The organism is Chitinophagales bacterium, from assembly GCA_019694975.1.
In the GTDB taxonomy this organism is placed as follows: domain Bacteria; phylum Bacteroidota; class Bacteroidia; order Chitinophagales; family UBA10324; genus JACCZZ01.
Window position 1 is genome coordinate 316080 of sequence record JAIBAY010000002.1, and the last position, 16175, is coordinate 332254.

The following is a 16175-nucleotide window of genomic DNA, read 5'->3' on the forward strand; positions in this document are numbered from 1 at the left end:
AGGAATGTACCGGATATTGATTCATTCTTTGACCTGCATTTGCTACTTTTGCATGCCAAACTAAAGGTCTTTATCTTGTTTTAAGGCCTCTAATTCCAAGACTGCCATGATTATAGGAATCCTGAAAGAACCTACAGAAGACAAACGTGTTGTTATCCTTCCCGAGATTGCGGGCCAATTGGTTAAAATTAATTTTGAAGTGTGTGTCGAGACCGGCGCAGGCAATTCAGCTTTTGCAGCAGACGCTGATTACGTTGCAGCCGGTGCAAAAACGGTGAGCCGCAGCGATGTTCTTTCCAAAGCAGATCTCATCCTGTCAATCAACCGCCCTGCCGATGATGAATTGAACAGCATAAAGCCGGGTGCCATGTTGCTGGCTGTATTTCAGCCTTTATTCAACAAAGAACTGGTCATGCAACTGCTGGAAAAAAATATCACTTCCTTCAGCATGGATATGGTTCCCCGTACTTCGCGTGCTCAATCCATGGACATACTTTCGTCACAAGCTACGGTTGCCGGATATAAAGCGGTGCTCACAGCGGCGATGCATCTTCCCAAGTTTTTCCCAATGTTTATGACAGCAGCCGGAAGTATTACTCCGGCCAAATTGCTGGTGCTTGGGGCAGGTGTGGCAGGCTTGCAAGCCATTGCCACTTCCAGGCGGCTGGGTGCCGTAGTAGAGGCATTTGATACCCGCAGCGCGGTAAAGGAAGAAGTGAAAAGCCTCGGCGCGAAGTTTATTGAAGTGGAAGGCGCCACTGAATCGTCCAGCGCCGGTGGCTATGCGGTGGAACAAACGAAAGAATTTCTCGACAAACAGAAACAGAAAATATTTGAATCCGCAGTCAAATCAGATGTCATCATCTGTACTGCGCAGATACCGGGAAGGAAAGCACCGGTGCTGATTCCGAAGACTACAGTAGATGCCATGAAAGCGGGTGCCGTGATAATCGATCTCGCTGCTTCCACGGGAGGTAATTGTGAGCTCTCCAAAAACAACGCGACCATAGTGACCAGCAATGGTGTTACCATTATAGGCGATTCCAACCTGCCGGTAACGATGCCTTCCGATGCAAGCAAAATGTTTGGCAAAAATGTAATGAACTTCCTGAAACTGATTTTGAAGGACGGGCAGGTTACCCTGAATTTTGACGACGACATTGTAAAGGGCACCTGCATTACACATCAGAAAGAAATCATTAGTACAAGGGTGCGTGAGGCTTTATCAGCAAATGCTGTTTAACGATCTTTTAATTTCATCGAAACGATTACGAAGTAACAATCAACTGACTTCAAATGGAACTACTGAATTTTCTTTACGACTACCGTGAAATGGTATTCATCATCATTCTTTCTGTTTTTTTAGGAATTGAAATAATCTCGCATGTGCCCACGGTGCTGCATACTCCGCTTATGTCCGGAGCCAATGCAATACATGGCGTGGTTATCATTGGCGCAATCATCGTAATGGGCAGCGCAGAACCTGATAATTACCTTGCCCTGAGCCTTGGCTTCTTTGCTGTCATTCTCGGCACCCTTAATGTGGTGGGCGGATTTGTTGTAACTGACCGCATGCTCGAGATGTTCAAGAAGAAAAAATAACCGCTCCCCCAAAAAATTGAGTTCATGGAAAATATTATTCTTTGGCTAACCTACATTGCCGGTTCAATTACTTTTATTCTTGGCCTTAAAATGCTGAGTCATCCTGAAACAGCGCGCCGTGGTAACCTCGTGGCGGCAGCAGGAATGACGCTGGCAATACTCGGAACGGTCTTTTTATACCGTAACACCGATGGGGAAAAACTGCACAATTATGGCTGGATATTCGGTGGCATATTGATTGGCTCTATCGTGGGTACACTCGCTGCGCGCCGCGTGAAGATGACAGCCATGCCGCAAATGGTTTCACTTTTTAATGGAATGGGTGGCGCCTGTGCTGCCATTATTTCTATCATTGAATACCAGCATCATGAGTTTGGCAACGGCGAATGGAACATTGTAGCTGTTACGCTGGCCGGACTGCTGATAGGAGGTGTATCTTTTTCAGGCAGCATGATTGCTTTTGGTAAACTGAACGGCAATGTATCTGACAAAGTTTTTCCCGGGCAATCCATCGTCAACATGGCGCTTTTGCTTGCCACTGTCGCGGTTGGCATCTATCTGACATTGATGGGAGAACAAAGCATGATGTTGCTGGGGCTCATGATCATCATGTGCCTCCTCTACGGAGTATTGTTTGTGCTTCCCATCGGCGGCGCAGATATGCCGGTTGTCATTTCACTGCTGAATTCATTTACCGGTGTGGCGGCTGCATGTGCAGGTTTTATTTACAGCAATCAGGTGATGCTGACAGGAGGTATCCTGGTTGGGTCGGCTGGTACCATTCTTACCATCCTTATGTGCCGCGCAATGAACCGTTCACTGTTGAATGTAATTATTGGCAACTTCGGCGGTGGCGCAAAAGCAGGAACTGCAGATGGCAAACAAAAAGGAAATATCAAAGAAGTTTCACTTCCTGATGCCGCTGTTCTGCTGAGCTATTCCAAAAAAGTGATGATAGTGCCGGGATACGGGCTCGCCGTGGCACAGGCACAGCATACGGTACATGAGCTGGAAAAATTGCTGGAAGAAAAAGGGGTGGAAGTAAAATACGCTATTCATCCTGTAGCCGGCCGTATGCCCGGGCACATGAATGTATTGCTTGCTGAAGCGGATGTACCCTATGATAAATTGCTGGAAATGGAAGATGCCAACTCTGAATTAGCGACAACGGATGTGGTGATCGTAATTGGCGCCAATGACGTGGTAAACCCTGCAGCGAAGAATGATGCTGCATCTCCTATTTATGGCATGCCGATACTGGAAGTGGAAAATGCCGCCAACATTATCGTAATGAAACGAAGCATGAATGCCGGCTATGCAGGAATTGAAAACGAACTCTTCTTTGCTCCCAAAACACGTATGTTGTTCGGCGATGCCAAATCATCACTGCAGAAACTGGTCACGGAAGTAAAAGCCAACTGATCTTCATTCCTTATCCCTGTATTTATTGAATAACCGGAATCGAATAACTGGCCGAATAATTTGCTATGTGAAACGATGATCAGGTTCCTTCCGCAACCTGTTTATATTACTCTACTTATCCGGAGGCATTTAACTGCAAGTTTGCAGTGTCCGGGGCACATGCCGTAATTGTAAAGCGTATTCGGCTTATCATCAGCGCGGTTTTGCCTGGCACTGCTGAATCTTCTGTAATTTCAGTAGCAATAAATAAATCCGAAGGCTGTTAAAGTATAACTTCAAGGGATTTTTCATTAATAAATGCCGCCTTCAGATTTTCCCGCTTTGTGAGCGTTGATCTACTACAGAATGAATCCTATTTTTGAAACCTGATAAACACTATGTGCATGTGCCGTTATAGCCTGTTTGTTTTTTTGCTGATCTTGCGACCATTCCTATTGAGTGCTCAATCCCCCGACAAGGCATTCGCAGCATACAATGCAGGCGATTATGTGCTGGCAGAGTCTTCTTTTCGTGCGATGCTGCTGAAAAATCCAGGCCATCCTGTAGCTGCCTTTGGACTGGCGAAAACCTATTTCATGAAAGATAACAGGCAGTACAATATTGATTCAGCCAATTACTATGCGATGAAAGCCGCTGCAGGCCTTAATACTACGTGGAAGGAAGCGGATCTGAAAAAATTCCAGGCTGCCGGGTACCGTGCGTTTACCGTACATGAGTTACAAGCGGATATAAACATGGAAGCTTACCGGCAAGCTGATAGTACCGATGAACTGGAAACCTGGAATCACTTCATCACCACCTTTACCACTTCCACATTAATTGATGAGGCGATTGAAAAAAGAAACGTTCTGGCATTCAACCAAGTCATGCAAAACGGTGACTATACCAGTTATGAAGAGTTTCTGAAAAACTATCCCGATGCAAAACAGGTGAAAGAGGCAAGGTCATTATACGAACAACAATTATATAAAAGCAAGACTGCCGACAGCACCTGGCAATCCTATAAAAATTTCATGGAGAAATATCCGGCAAGCCCGTACATAACTGCCGCAAGGACTAATTATGAAAAATTACTTTTTCTTGATGTGACAAAAAATCACCTGCTGCAGGATTATCTCATCTTCATTCACGACTATCCCAGGAATCCATATGTGCCGATGGCAGAAGACAGCATCTACGCTATCAGTACTCGAGGGCATAAACTTGACCAGTACCTCAGTTTCATTTCACTGTTTCCAGCCAACCGTAATATTAATAAAGCGTGGGCTGAAGTATACCGCCTGGAAAATCCGGTCTACAGCTATCAGTCATTCAAGAAATTCGGCGAGAAATATCCTGCCTTCCCCGACCGCCGTCAACTGGAAAAAGACCTTGCACTTACCAGGAAAAAATATTTCGTGATTGAAAAGGATGGGTTATTTGGATATGCGGACTCAGCTGATATGCAAATCCGGATTGAGCCGCAATTTACGGAAGCAGCTCCCTTTTCCGAGGGACTGGCCGCAGTGCTTTTGCCATGTTCCAAAGTGCCCTGTTACTATTCCTATGTTACGCTGGAGGGACTGTTTATTCATACAGAACCTTGGACGGAAGCAAATGACTTTCATAACGGGCTCGCCCTGGCCGCCATAGGTAACTGCAATGCAGACAGCTGCCGCTATGGTTTCATCAACCGGTTTGGCGAATGGGAAATTGCACCGCAATACAGTGATGCCTTTGAATTCAGTGACGGACTGGCATTGGTTAAAAAGGAACCGGAAGGATATGGTTTCATCGATAAATCAGGAAGGATTATTATTCCCCTTAAATACAGAGATGCGGCGCCATTCAGCGAAGGCGTATCCTCTGTGCAAGCGGGAGATTCCTCCGCTTTGTATGGATATATAGATCAATATGATAAATGGGTCATCAGCGCAAAATTTACGAAAGCAGGATCATTCGCCGAATCACTTGCTCCGGCGGCAAATGAAAAGAAAACCTGGGGCTACATTGATCATACCGGGAACTGGGTTATTGAACCAAAATTTGAATCTGCACTGCCCTTCAAAAACGGAACTGCCAAAGTGGTAGTGAAATCAAAAGATCCAAAAAATGCAAAGCTCTTCGTGATGAAGGAAAAAACGATTGATAAGAAGGGAAAGGTCTACTGATCATTACAAGGATACATCAACAATGAAAAGGCAGTACTAACCGGTCAGCCACCTAAAAAGCAAGCCCGACCCTGATGGCCAGCCTGCTGAATGTGTAGTAATTGGTTTGATCTGTGCCCCATGCATCATACCTGACGTACTCAGACGATTTTTCCATTTTATACCCTGCCTCCAGTATGAAGGCCCCTTCCTGCCGGAAATTAACACGCATACCTACTCCTCCTCCCGCAGTGATACCACCGCGATAACTGACTTCGCTGTTTACCTCATGATGGCTTTTATTCAATGGGATACCATAACCACCATCAATATATATAAAGGGCGTTGCTTTTCCCTTAAGAATTTCATAGCGACCATCGGCAAATAGCTGGCCCATTGGATATTGAATAATATCCATGGCAAGGCCGGCACCGGCAAGCAAATGTTTATTGAACCGGTAACCATGAATTGTCTGTATAGTGAACCCGACAGAAGTAGCAGCAGATGGGCTACCGTAGTAATAATCATAATTATAATTAGCTCCCGGAAGAACACCGGTTTCCGTAATATTAAAATAGCCGCTGACCTTATCCTTAACCTGAATATCTGCAGTAGCAACCTGATGCGACTCGGATTTGTATTCAATATCAATGATCTGTCCGGTACTGATAGCGAATATGCTCCCGCCATCAATCTGCAGTTTAATCAGACTGTCAGGATACTGCGCAACGATTATACCACGCAGGACGCTGCCATCCTTCAAATACAGTACATCCTGCCCAGGTGATTGTGCCAATGACAGATGACAACAGGAAGCCAGCAGGAACAACATCAAAATTGATTTATTTACCATGATTTTTTATTAGTTGCAGCATTTTAAGCTAACAGGGTGTCTACCTTTAAATTTGTTTCAATTATGACAACTACATGCTCCAGATCGTTGCAAGGAGTCGGCATTTTACTTAGCGCCATGCTCCTTTTTTCAGGTTGCCTGAAAGACAAGTGTACCAACGTGTATTCTTATACACTCTATAAGCCAGTATATATGAGTTATGATGTATTGCGTTCGTCAGTAAAATCCACGCCTGCGGAAGAGTTGCAAACTACCGGGAAAATTTATTATAAATCCCCGTACATTTTTATCAATGAAGTTGACAAAGGCATTCACATCATTGATAATTCGGACCCTTCCAATCCACTGAACATTAGTTTTGTAAATATTCCCGGCAATATCGATATGGCTGTCGAGGACAATGTGCTGTATGCCGACAGCTACATCGACCTCGTGGCTATTGATATCAGTGATCCTTTAAACGTTAGAGAAGTTTCCAGGAGTATGAATGTTTTTCCCAACAGGATCTATACAAACGGATGGGCTTTGGATCCGCTTAAGGGCGTTGTAACAGGGTGGAATGAATCTGATACTACAATTGAACAGGACTGCGGATATTATTACCCGGTTTTTGCCATGGAAGATGTTTTTGTTTCCAGCAACTCTACAGGTGGCGGCGGTGTTAATACCACATCCGTGAGCCCGGGCAATGGTATTGCCGGTTCACTTGCCCGTTTCTGTATTTACAATGACTACCTGTATTGTCTTGACAATGCAGCAATGAAGCTGTTTGACATCAGCAATGCTGCAAAGCCCGTCAATACCTCCAGTGTAGACATGCCCTGGAATATTGAGACAATTTTCCCTTATGAACATTATCTTTTTATAGGCTCTACCACCGGTGTATCTATTTATGATAACACCAACCCTGCTTCTCCCTCATTCGTTTCCCAGCTTTCTCATGTGAGCAGTTGCGACCCTGTTGTGGTGCAAGGTTCTTACGCGTATGCAACATTGCGTGATGGTACAAGCTGCCAGGGTTTTTCCAATGAGCTGGATGTTATTGATATCAGTAATATTTACAACCCCGTCTTGAAGACTTCTGTGCCTTTTGTGCATCCATTTGGCCTCGGCATCAATGGCAGCCACCTCTTTGTATGTGATGATGCGGCAGGATTGAAGCATATGGATGCCACTGATCCGCTTGCCATATCTCTTGCCGAGTCGGTTAATGCCGGTGCTACGCGAGATGTAATTCCTTTAGGCAGTTTATTGCTGCTCGTTTCAACGGATGGATTGTACCAGTTTGACTATAGTTCAGGTTCTTTAGTTCAGCTCAGTTATCTTCCAGTGAAAAAGTAAGCAACAATAGAAATAGTATTGCCACCGGGATCAGCTTTCCCGGTGGCATTTTTTTTATCACCGTCATTTAATGCAGTAGTAATTTATAGGTGCGACTTATGTCCTGCCTGGTGACGACTGCCAGGTACAGGCCATCACTGAATTTTTCCAGCGCTTGATTGATGCAGTAGTTATTTAGACCCGCAGAAAGCTTGCTATCCAGTATAAGGTTGCCCAATTGATCAAATATTTTTAAAGCATCGCCCGGCATATTTACCTCCATAAACTCAAAACACCACTCACCTGTTACAGGATCCAGAACAAGAGCTTCGCCGGAAGCAGACGGTACCTCAGGAAGACCCGTGAAGCAGTTGATAAGTGTGAGATTCATTTGTGTGGTGTCACTGGCAGTTCCGGCACTGTTAGTTGCTATTAAGGTAACCAGATAGTATCCCTGGACACCATAAATGTGCGTCGGATTCTCGTCGTTGCTGACCGGCGTTCCATCACCAAAATTCCAGCTATAGGTCAGGTTGCCGGGATAAGAACTTAAAGAAGTGTTTACAAATGAAACAGAATCCTTAGCGCACAAGGTGTCATTGGGCACACTGAAAGCCGCATTTATGGAAAACTGTGGATCAATTATAGATGCACCGATACAACAGTTACCTCCGGCAGACACATGATGCGTTCCACTCCAGCATCCATACTGCGTATAGTGGTAATACAGCAAACCGCCGAATTGTGTAAGATAATAGTGTACTACCTGATCCGGTGTATTGCAGCCGCCCTGGTTACTGGATGAATCGCAGTCGAAGTTACAAATGATATAATAATAGCCGTTTGAATTGGGCCATGTTACCGGTGGATATAATAAAATAGTGGTAATGGAATCGGGCACTCCGCTTATGCTGGTAGTGGGCAACGTTGGATTGCAGTGATCATTGTCGCCATTATAACCGGCATATATCACCTCCGTCACATTGCCTGCATACTGACCACCAATGGTGACAGCACACTTTTCATACGTAGTAATCCCAATCTTCAGGTCAGGGATATTTTCATCAACATCAATATTGAGATAGCCCCCATCGTAATTGGAATAAATGATGACATTACCGCCCGGGTAACAAAATGTTTGTGCTGACACTTTCATTGAACAGCATAGTGAACAGGTCAGCAGGCTACATAAGAACGTAACTTTAAGCCATCGGGACATAATTGAAAATTTGAGTGAAAGTTAAAAATAAATATGCACCAATCGTCAGTTTTGAGGTGCCATTAAAGCTGCAACGTAATACACTCAATTATAAAAATCTGTTTCATGGTATCTATTCGGAACAGAAAATATTTGTCACCTTGCAACGTCCGTAAATTACCCGTGAAAAAATCATACTTGACCTTCAGGACTCTTTCTACATTAGTGGACCATGCTGACGATTGGAATCGTATCCTGCCGGAAAAACATCACTTGCGCGCCGAACAGCTCCTTCCACTGGAGTTATCAGCGCTAAGCGATCTGACCTTTCTGTATCTGATTTGTTATAGTCATGATGAGCCTGTTGCCATTGCTTACTTTCAGTATGTTCACTTTAAAACAAGGCACTACCCATTTCCACTCAGTCGAAATATTTTCACACGGTCTATCGAAAAGTTTATAATGCGGAATGGGTACAGGATACTGGTATGTGGTAATCTTTTCCGCGTTGATTTCCCCGGAATCTTTATGCAGGAAGGCAAGGTGAGTGCTTCCGTGGTTTTTGAAGCTATTGAGCAATTTTTCAACGAGGTCCGCCCGAAGCCGCATGTCTTACTGCTCAAAGACTGGAAAGAAATGTCTACCCCGGAACAAGTTGGCAGCTATGGTTACAAACCATGGCCAGGCGACCTGACTATGAAACTTGACCTGAGGCCCGAATGGGTTACATTCCATGATTATTCACTTGCCCTGAAGCATAAATATGCGCAAAGGCTAAGAAAAATTCAGGCGAGCGGAAGCAGCATATGCAGAAAAGAACTGCAGTTGGAAGATATCGTCAGGCATGGGCCTGAATTGGAAACGCTTTACTGCAATGTTGTAAAAAAACAGGTGATACGACTGGTAATCGCCAACTGGCAGTATTTTATGGAGATGAAAAAGGCGCGTGGAAATGATTTCAGGGTCATCGGTTACTATGAGCATGAAAAACTAATCGGACTCAGCTCTCATATTATATATGATGAGTTGTGGGAATTGCATTATATAGGCATGGATTACAGCAAAAATGAAAAATATGCATTGTATTTCAACATGATGTTCGACGGCATCAGGATGGCAATTGAGGAAAAGAAGAAGGCCGTTGAATTGGGACGAACGGCGAGGGAAGCTAAAGCTATGATTGGCGCACAGCCCATTTATTTCCAGAGTTACTTCAGGCTAAAAGGCTGGCTCGTAAATTTTTTGGTTGATCGCTTTGCAAGTGTTTTTAATGAAAAGGCAGGATCATCATGGCAGTACAGACAACCTTTCAGAAAGGGTTTCCGGAATTGAGCGTATTACGAATTAATTATCCTGCGGAGAAGACGCTACCGGAGAAATAGGAAATAGAATGGTTTTAGATTATTAGTCCTTGAAATTAATCCCAAAACTCCAGTTCAGGTGATATTCTATTAAAGTTACCTGCCATAAAAAGTATCTTATTGATAACATTCAGCGGTTTCAGGTTTCCGATATCATCATTGCCGCCATCCCAAACAGGCCGCAGATGAAAGAAACACCATCCGTAAATGGAAGATTCATTATTAAAATCGGCCTTCTTTATTACCGAACCTTCTTCATCAAGACGGAAATACTCAGGATCCAGATCAGGCGCTCTGTTGGCTTTTTGCCAAACCTGTTCAGATAACTGCATTTTCATGTCGACCATAATCATGTCCTTTTAAGATGATTCAATTTTCCTGCGTTGACAGCCAATTAATTAGGCAACCGATTAAAGTTCATCTGTATCAATGATCACCACACCACACTCAATCTTGTAGTTGTTTTGCGAATAAATTTGCTGGGCCTGCATTTGATGATTTCCGCCGCCGAACATTAAGTTTAAAACGAGGGTGATCTGGTAGATGATGCTTGACATGGTGTTTGGTTTTTGGGATTAATAAACTTGATGACGCATCAAATTTACCTATCCATGCAGCAAATTAAATGTGCAGTCAGTGATGATTGGTAACATCGCTGTTTACCATGAAAATAATGTGAAAACACCGGTATGGATGAAATCCGCTCTGAATGAGCTTTTGGGCATGGTGCTTCAGATGCAGATAATCCTGTAGCCTATATTTCCCAGGATTAATAATGAGTAACCAAATATCTCAACAATTCCATATTGAAGTCATGAAACCCGCTTCCATAAAGGGTTACAGGCCTATCTGGCAGACAAAACACATAATCTTCAGTGGGAATTTTTCCAGATTAATGAGATAGATCATATTTACTATAACCTGCTGAAACCCTTACCAGTAGATGATTTCATGATATTCCAATAAAAAATGAAATAAATTTGACCTAAATTTTAAAAAAAGTAACAGGAAACAGGTTTTATCGCTAGTTCCTGTTGATAATCCAGGTTATATACATCAATACTTCACTTCTGTCAGTTATCCATTTAAACCCATATAACAGAAAACTTCATGTTACTGCATCTGCCTGTTCTCTCAGCTTCATGATATCAAAGGTAATTGCAATTAAGGGATATTGTCCGTGCAAAAGATTGATTTGGGTAACATCGCTTTTAATCATACTAGCTATGTTAATAAAGTTTAAATATCTTGTGAATACCAATACATTTAAGCGTTTCAGAAAGTTAATACAATGAAAATTTTCAAAGAAATGGTTTCGCTGGTAACAAAGCAACGGCTCAACAACCTTGAGTTGATTGATGATGCTTTCCTCGATAACGCCAATAATTTATACCAGAAACTCTTTAAAGGTATTGCTGAAGGTTCATTCAATACTGATGAAGATGCAGCAATGGCCCTCTATCAGACAACAGCCAGTGACAAGAAATACCTGATGCTTAAAAGCAGGTTAAAAGAAAGACTGGTGAACACCTTGTTTTTTCTCAACCATAAACGGATTCAGGATTCTCCTTACCAGAAAGCCGTTTACCAGTGCAATAAAAATTATTTCTGCGCCAAAATATTAGTGACACACGGCGCACGCACCAGTGCAATTTCGCTTGCAAAAAGCACACTGACACTGGCTTTGCACTTCGACCTGAATGAAATTGTCTTACTCTGTGCCAGGATGTTACGGCATCATTATGCAATGATGGGATTAATACGCGAATTCAACCATTTTGACAAACTGGCCGACACATCATTAAGACTGGTGAAATCGGAAAGTAAGGCCGAATTTATGTATGAGTCGCTTTTATCGCAGGTGGCGCGAAGCAAGGCCTATAAATCTGAATTAGCTGACCTGGCCAAAGACTACTTCTATCAAAGTAAAGAGCTTTCCAAATACCAGCAAAGCTTTCATGTGCAACTGCTGCACTACCGGATCGGCTTGTTGTATTACCAGGTAATCCGGAACTACCGGTTCACCCTGAACCTCTGCAATCATCTGCAGGCGTTTCTCCAGAAAAATCACCGTTACAAGCTCGCCTCACGGGAAGGCGAAATAGCCCTTTTAAAAATGGTTTGCTGCCTCTACCTCAAAGATTATAAGCATGGCAAACTGAATGCGGAAGAGGCGCTTAACTTTTATTCAAAAGGGAGCAACAACTGGTTTGTGGTTTTGGAAAATTACTTTCTGCTGGCCATGCATGCTGCCAAGTATAAGCAGGCTGCAGAAATCTATGAATGGGCAACAAGTCATCAAAGATTTCAATACCTGTCGGAGGAGAAGTCGGAAGAGTGGAAAATTTTTGAGGCCTATCTCCATTATGTGATGCCGGGGAAAATGAAAGGAAAAGAGTTTAAGATCTTAAAATTCATCAACGAGGTACCCATCTATTCAAAAGATAAAGCGGGTTTATACCCGTCGATCCTCATTGCGCAGCTGCTGTACATGATTGACCGGGGCGATGAAGACAATATTGAAAAGAAAATTGAGTCACTTCGTGTCTTTGGCTCGCGATACCTGTCCGGAAGAAAATCAGTGCGGACAAGTATATTCATTAAAATGCTCCGCCAGATAGTTAACTGCCATTATAAACCGGAGCGCATAAAAGTGAAAGCGGTCTCACTTTATAAAAAACTTATTTCAGCTGACGCAAGACAACAGGTGGAGAATGAGACAACAGAAATAATTCCTTATGAAGATATCTGGCGTATTATACTGAACCGGCTGCAACTGAAATCGCCAAGATTCCGTATGCGGCATCCGTAACAGAAATTACATTACTGATTATTTATCCCGGTGCAACAAACTTTCTGAAAATGATCTCAATGTCTCCTTTTTGTCTTCAGGTATGCCCAGCCGATCAAGAAATGACATGGCCAGCCGGAAATGACGGTTTGTTTCTTCCAGGGTGCGTTCGCTGATTCCCAAACTGTTAAACAAACTGATAACGGAGGCAATTTTTTCTTCCGGATTGAATTCCCTTACTGTATACCAGTGCTGAAGAGCAGCCCTCAGTTTTTTATCGCCTTGTTGCATCGCTTCAATCATCAGGAAAGTTTTTTTATTCTGCAGGATATCTCCACCCTGCTGCTTACCAACCTGCTGTGCACTGCCAAAGCTATCGAGCCAGTCATCTCTTAACTGGAAAGAGATGCCCAATTCTCTGCCGAAATCATACAGATACCGGGCGTCATCGCTATTGGCACCACCAATCACTGCTCCAAAGTTCAATGCAGCTGCCAGTAAAACAGCAGTTTTCAATTCGATCATCCGCAAGTAATCAGCGACTGTTAAACCTGCAGCGTTTTCAAAGTTCATGTCATATTGTTGTCCTTCACAAACTTTTATTGCCGTATCATTAAACAGATCGAGTAATTGCGGCAACCTAGCGGCATCTGCCTGCACCAGGAATTTATAGGCCATTACCAGCATGGCATCACCGGACAGGATCGCCGTTGCATGGTTAAATTGCTCATGCACCGTTTTCAAACCACGGCGCAGTGGTGCATGGTCCATGATATCATCATGAATCAAAGTGAAATTGTGAAACAATTCAACAGCCATAGCCTGCGGCATGGCCGGCATTGGATCGCCGCAGAATAATTCGCAGGTATGCAACAGCAAAACAGGTCGCAAACGCTTCCCGCCTAAACCCAGCATATAACCAAATGGTTCATAGAGTTCGCCCGGTGTGCCCGTAAAAGAATGCAATTTCAATTCAGCATTAAACAGCTCCTGCAACTCAGTTATACGCTTCATTGGTAATTAATAGTAGTTTATCATGTTCAGCTTGTGAGGGGTATATAATTAACAATCGAAACTCAGTCTTGGGTCTCTATCAGCACGAAATCTATGGTCCGTTTTGCAACATTGGTTTTCAGGAGTTTCACTTTCACCTTATCACCCAATTGCAACTTCCTGCCCGTGCGCATACCCTTCACACAATGCTTCTTCTTGTCATAAACAAAGAAGTCAGTCCGGAGAGCATCTAACCGCACCATGCCTTCACAGTAGGATCCTTCTGTCATTACAAAAATACCCCATTCAGTAACCCCGGAAATAAAACCATCAAACAATTCACCGGCCCTGGCCGACATATACTCCACCTGCTTCAGTTTAACAGAAGTACGCTCAGCGTCTGCTGCATTGCGTTCCATTTCAGAACAATGGTTGCATCTGTTCTCCAACTGATTATCAATGACCTTTTCAGCCTTCAACACCTGTTCTAAAATCCTGTGCGACATCATATCGGGATAGCGTCGTATTGGCGATGTAAAATGAGTGTAGTACTCAAATGACAATCCATAGTGCCCGATATTTTTGGTGGTATACACTGCTTTTGCCATTGTTCTGATCGCCAATGTTTCCAGCATATATTGCTCCGGCTTACCTTTCAGCTTCTCCATCATCCGGTTAAAGGAATGCGCTGTATGCTTCGGGGTACTGAAATTCAGTTTGTATCCGAAAAGCTGTGCGAATTCCGCAAAGTTGCTGAGCTTTTCATCATCAGGAAGGTCATGCACCCTATACACGAAAGGAACTGTTTTACCTTTCCTGCTGCCGACAAATTCTGCGACTTTTCTGTTGGCCAGCAACATAAAATCCTCAATAAGCAGGTGCGCATCCTTGCGTTCCTTTACAAAAACATCAACCGGATTTGCAGCATCATCGAGCCGGAATTTAACCTCAATGGTATCGAAATTTATTGCTCCGTTTTTAAACCTTTTTGCGCGCAGCTGCTTTGCTATTGCATTCAGCGTCATAAGTTCAATTGCAAATTCATCAGCCTTCCCATCCAGCACTTCCTGCGCTGCCTCATAAGCATACCTCCGCTTTGAATGAATAACCGTTTTGCCAAACCACTCACCTTTTACCGTTCCATTGCCATCCATTTCCAATACGACAGAAAAACAGAGTTTATCCTTCTCCGGCGTAAGTGAGCAGATGCCATTCGACAATCTTTCGGGCAACATGGGCACACAGCGATCCACCAGGTAAACAGAAGTAGCTCGCAGCAGCGCCTCACGATCAAGTGCTGAACCCGGTTTAATATAATGCGTAACGTCGGCGATATGAACTCCAACTTCATACAAATCCTTATCCAATACGCGGAAGGAAATTGCATCATCAAAGTCTTTTGCATCCTCAGGATCAATTGTAAAGGTTGTAACATCACGAAAATCCCGCCTGCGCTGCAGCTCTACCACCTCAATTTCTTCAGGATAGCTTTCTGATTCTTTCAACGCCTCCCCGTCAAATTCAAGACGGAATCCGTTTTCTATCAGGATCGATTGCATCTCGGTGTCGTTCTCTCCTGCTTTGCCCAGTACTTTGATTACTTCACCAACCGGACTCTCAGCACCCGGCTCCCATGAAATCATCTTTACAACCGCTTTCTCACCTTTTTTAGCACCTGCGGATTTACCAGCCGGCACGATAAAATCAATATCCATGCTTTTCTCATCCGGAATTAAATACAGCTTACCGCCAATTTGTTCTATGATGCCGGTAAAAGTATCACGGGCACGTTCCATAATCTCGATCACGCGACCTTCCGGCTTTCTGCGGTTATGCTTCAGCAGCGAAACTTTCACTTTATCACCATTTAAGGCTGTATGCCGGTGATCACGGTTGATGAAGATATCCTGATCATTGCCGGAGGAGATTACATAGCCGTGACCGGCAGCGGTAACTTCAATTATTCCTTCCACCAGGCTATCTGAAACGGCTGAGGCAGCAACTGAATCAGGCTGCAGACTGTGACGAAACTGGCTGCCATGCTGTTGTAAAAAACCGGATGCAAGCAGCGTTTGCACGGCCTGATACAATTCGTCTTTATGAAACCGTGATGAGAATTTTTTTTTAAGCTGTTTGAATGAAACAAATCGCCCCTGCTCCTGCAGAAAATGATTTACAAGAGCATGTTCGGCACGTGATTGCCGGTTTTGATTTTTATGATGTTCTGCCATAAATAGATATTTAACAAAGGTATTCAATGCGTGCGGATATACCAGCTGAAAAGATTCCCTGTTGACTGGGGGTACATTGCGCAAATAAAATTTATGCATTCATCTGCAGTATTAAAATTTTCCTGCTGATGATGTTGATTGCCCGCAGCGTGTGGTTGCCGGTAACTTATAACAGTTCTCATGTGATCATCAGGCTGATTTACCCAATGGCCGGAAAAAAAATTGACAGCAGGAATGAAAATTAATCTACAGCGAACACGCAACGCGTCCACCTG

13 protein-coding genes are annotated in these 16175 nt (G+C 43.6%); 7 read left to right on the forward strand and 6 right to left on the reverse strand.

Annotated elements, in window-relative coordinates:
* Positions 1 to 106: 106 nt before the first annotated feature.
* The 4 genes from K1X61_04580 (at position 107) to K1X61_04595 (ending at position 5174) form a co-directional block, all read left to right on the forward strand.
* A complete protein-coding gene (locus K1X61_04580) occupies positions 107 to 1243 on the forward strand; it encodes a Re/Si-specific NAD(P)(+) transhydrogenase subunit alpha (protein ID MBX7107904.1) in 1137 nt (378 codons plus the stop codon).
* Positions 1244 to 1296: 53 nt separating this feature from the next.
* A complete protein-coding gene (locus tag K1X61_04585) occupies positions 1297 to 1602 on the forward strand; it encodes an NAD(P) transhydrogenase subunit alpha (GenBank protein MBX7107905.1) in 306 nt (101 codons plus the stop codon).
* Positions 1603 to 1626: 24 nt separating this feature from the next.
* Positions 1627 to 3024 (forward strand): NAD(P)(+) transhydrogenase (Re/Si-specific) subunit beta, encoded by a 1398-nt coding sequence (locus K1X61_04590; protein ID MBX7107906.1) that lies wholly within the window; start codon positions 1627 to 1629, stop codon positions 3022 to 3024.
* A gap of 383 nt (positions 3025 to 3407) precedes the next feature.
* Positions 3408 to 5174, forward strand: coding sequence for a WG repeat-containing protein (locus tag K1X61_04595; GenBank protein ID MBX7107907.1), 1767 nt, complete (start codon positions 3408 to 3410; stop codon positions 5172 to 5174).
* A gap of 52 nt (positions 5175 to 5226) precedes the next feature.
* Here K1X61_04595 and K1X61_04600 read toward each other — a convergent pair whose 3' ends face one another.
* The gene (locus K1X61_04600; protein MBX7107908.1) at positions 5227 to 6006 is read right to left on the reverse strand and encodes a hypothetical protein; all 780 of its coding nucleotides are present in this window, start codon (positions 6004 to 6006) and stop codon (positions 5227 to 5229) included.
* Positions 6007 to 6069: 63 nt separating this feature from the next.
* Here K1X61_04600 and K1X61_04605 point away from each other — a divergent pair, with 63 nt between their 5' ends.
* On the forward strand, positions 6070 to 7347 hold the full coding sequence (locus K1X61_04605) for a hypothetical protein (GenBank protein ID MBX7107909.1): 1278 nt from the start codon (positions 6070 to 6072) through the stop codon (positions 7345 to 7347).
* Between the two features lie 67 nt (positions 7348 to 7414).
* Here K1X61_04605 and K1X61_04610 read toward each other — a convergent pair whose 3' ends face one another.
* Positions 7415 to 8482 carry a PKD domain-containing protein gene (locus K1X61_04610; protein MBX7107910.1) on the reverse strand — a complete coding sequence of 356 codons (1068 nt, stop codon included), beginning with the start codon at positions 8480 to 8482 and terminating at the stop codon, positions 7415 to 7417.
* Between the two features lie 225 nt (positions 8483 to 8707).
* Here K1X61_04610 and K1X61_04615 point away from each other — a divergent pair, with 225 nt between their 5' ends.
* On the forward strand, positions 8708 to 9856 hold the full coding sequence (locus K1X61_04615) for a hypothetical protein (GenBank protein ID MBX7107911.1): 1149 nt from the start codon (positions 8708 to 8710) through the stop codon (positions 9854 to 9856).
* Between the two features lie 85 nt (positions 9857 to 9941).
* Here K1X61_04615 and K1X61_04620 read toward each other — a convergent pair whose 3' ends face one another.
* On the reverse strand, positions 9942 to 10232 hold the full coding sequence (locus K1X61_04620; GenBank protein MBX7107912.1) for a hypothetical protein: 291 nt from the start codon (positions 10230 to 10232) through the stop codon (positions 9942 to 9944).
* A gap of 63 nt (positions 10233 to 10295) precedes the next feature.
* Complete coding sequence (locus K1X61_04625; protein MBX7107913.1) at positions 10296 to 10442, reverse strand: hypothetical protein; 147 nt, start codon at positions 10440 to 10442, stop codon at positions 10296 to 10298.
* Positions 10443 to 11176: 734 nt separating this feature from the next.
* Here K1X61_04625 and K1X61_04630 point away from each other — a divergent pair.
* On the forward strand, positions 11177 to 12697 hold the full coding sequence (locus tag K1X61_04630) for a hypothetical protein (protein ID MBX7107914.1): 1521 nt from the start codon (positions 11177 to 11179) through the stop codon (positions 12695 to 12697).
* A gap of 18 nt (positions 12698 to 12715) precedes the next feature.
* On the opposite strand, the gene K1X61_04635 is transcribed toward K1X61_04630, so the two are convergent.
* Both K1X61_04635 and rnr read right to left on the reverse strand, forming a co-directional pair.
* Positions 12716 to 13690 carry a polyprenyl synthetase family protein gene (locus tag K1X61_04635; protein MBX7107915.1) on the reverse strand — a complete coding sequence of 325 codons (975 nt, stop codon included), beginning with the start codon at positions 13688 to 13690 and terminating at the stop codon, positions 12716 to 12718.
* A gap of 62 nt (positions 13691 to 13752) precedes the next feature.
* A complete protein-coding gene (gene rnr, locus K1X61_04640; GenBank protein MBX7107916.1) occupies positions 13753 to 15900 on the reverse strand; it encodes a ribonuclease R in 2148 nt (715 codons plus the stop codon).
* Positions 15901 to 16175 lie beyond the last annotated feature (275 nt).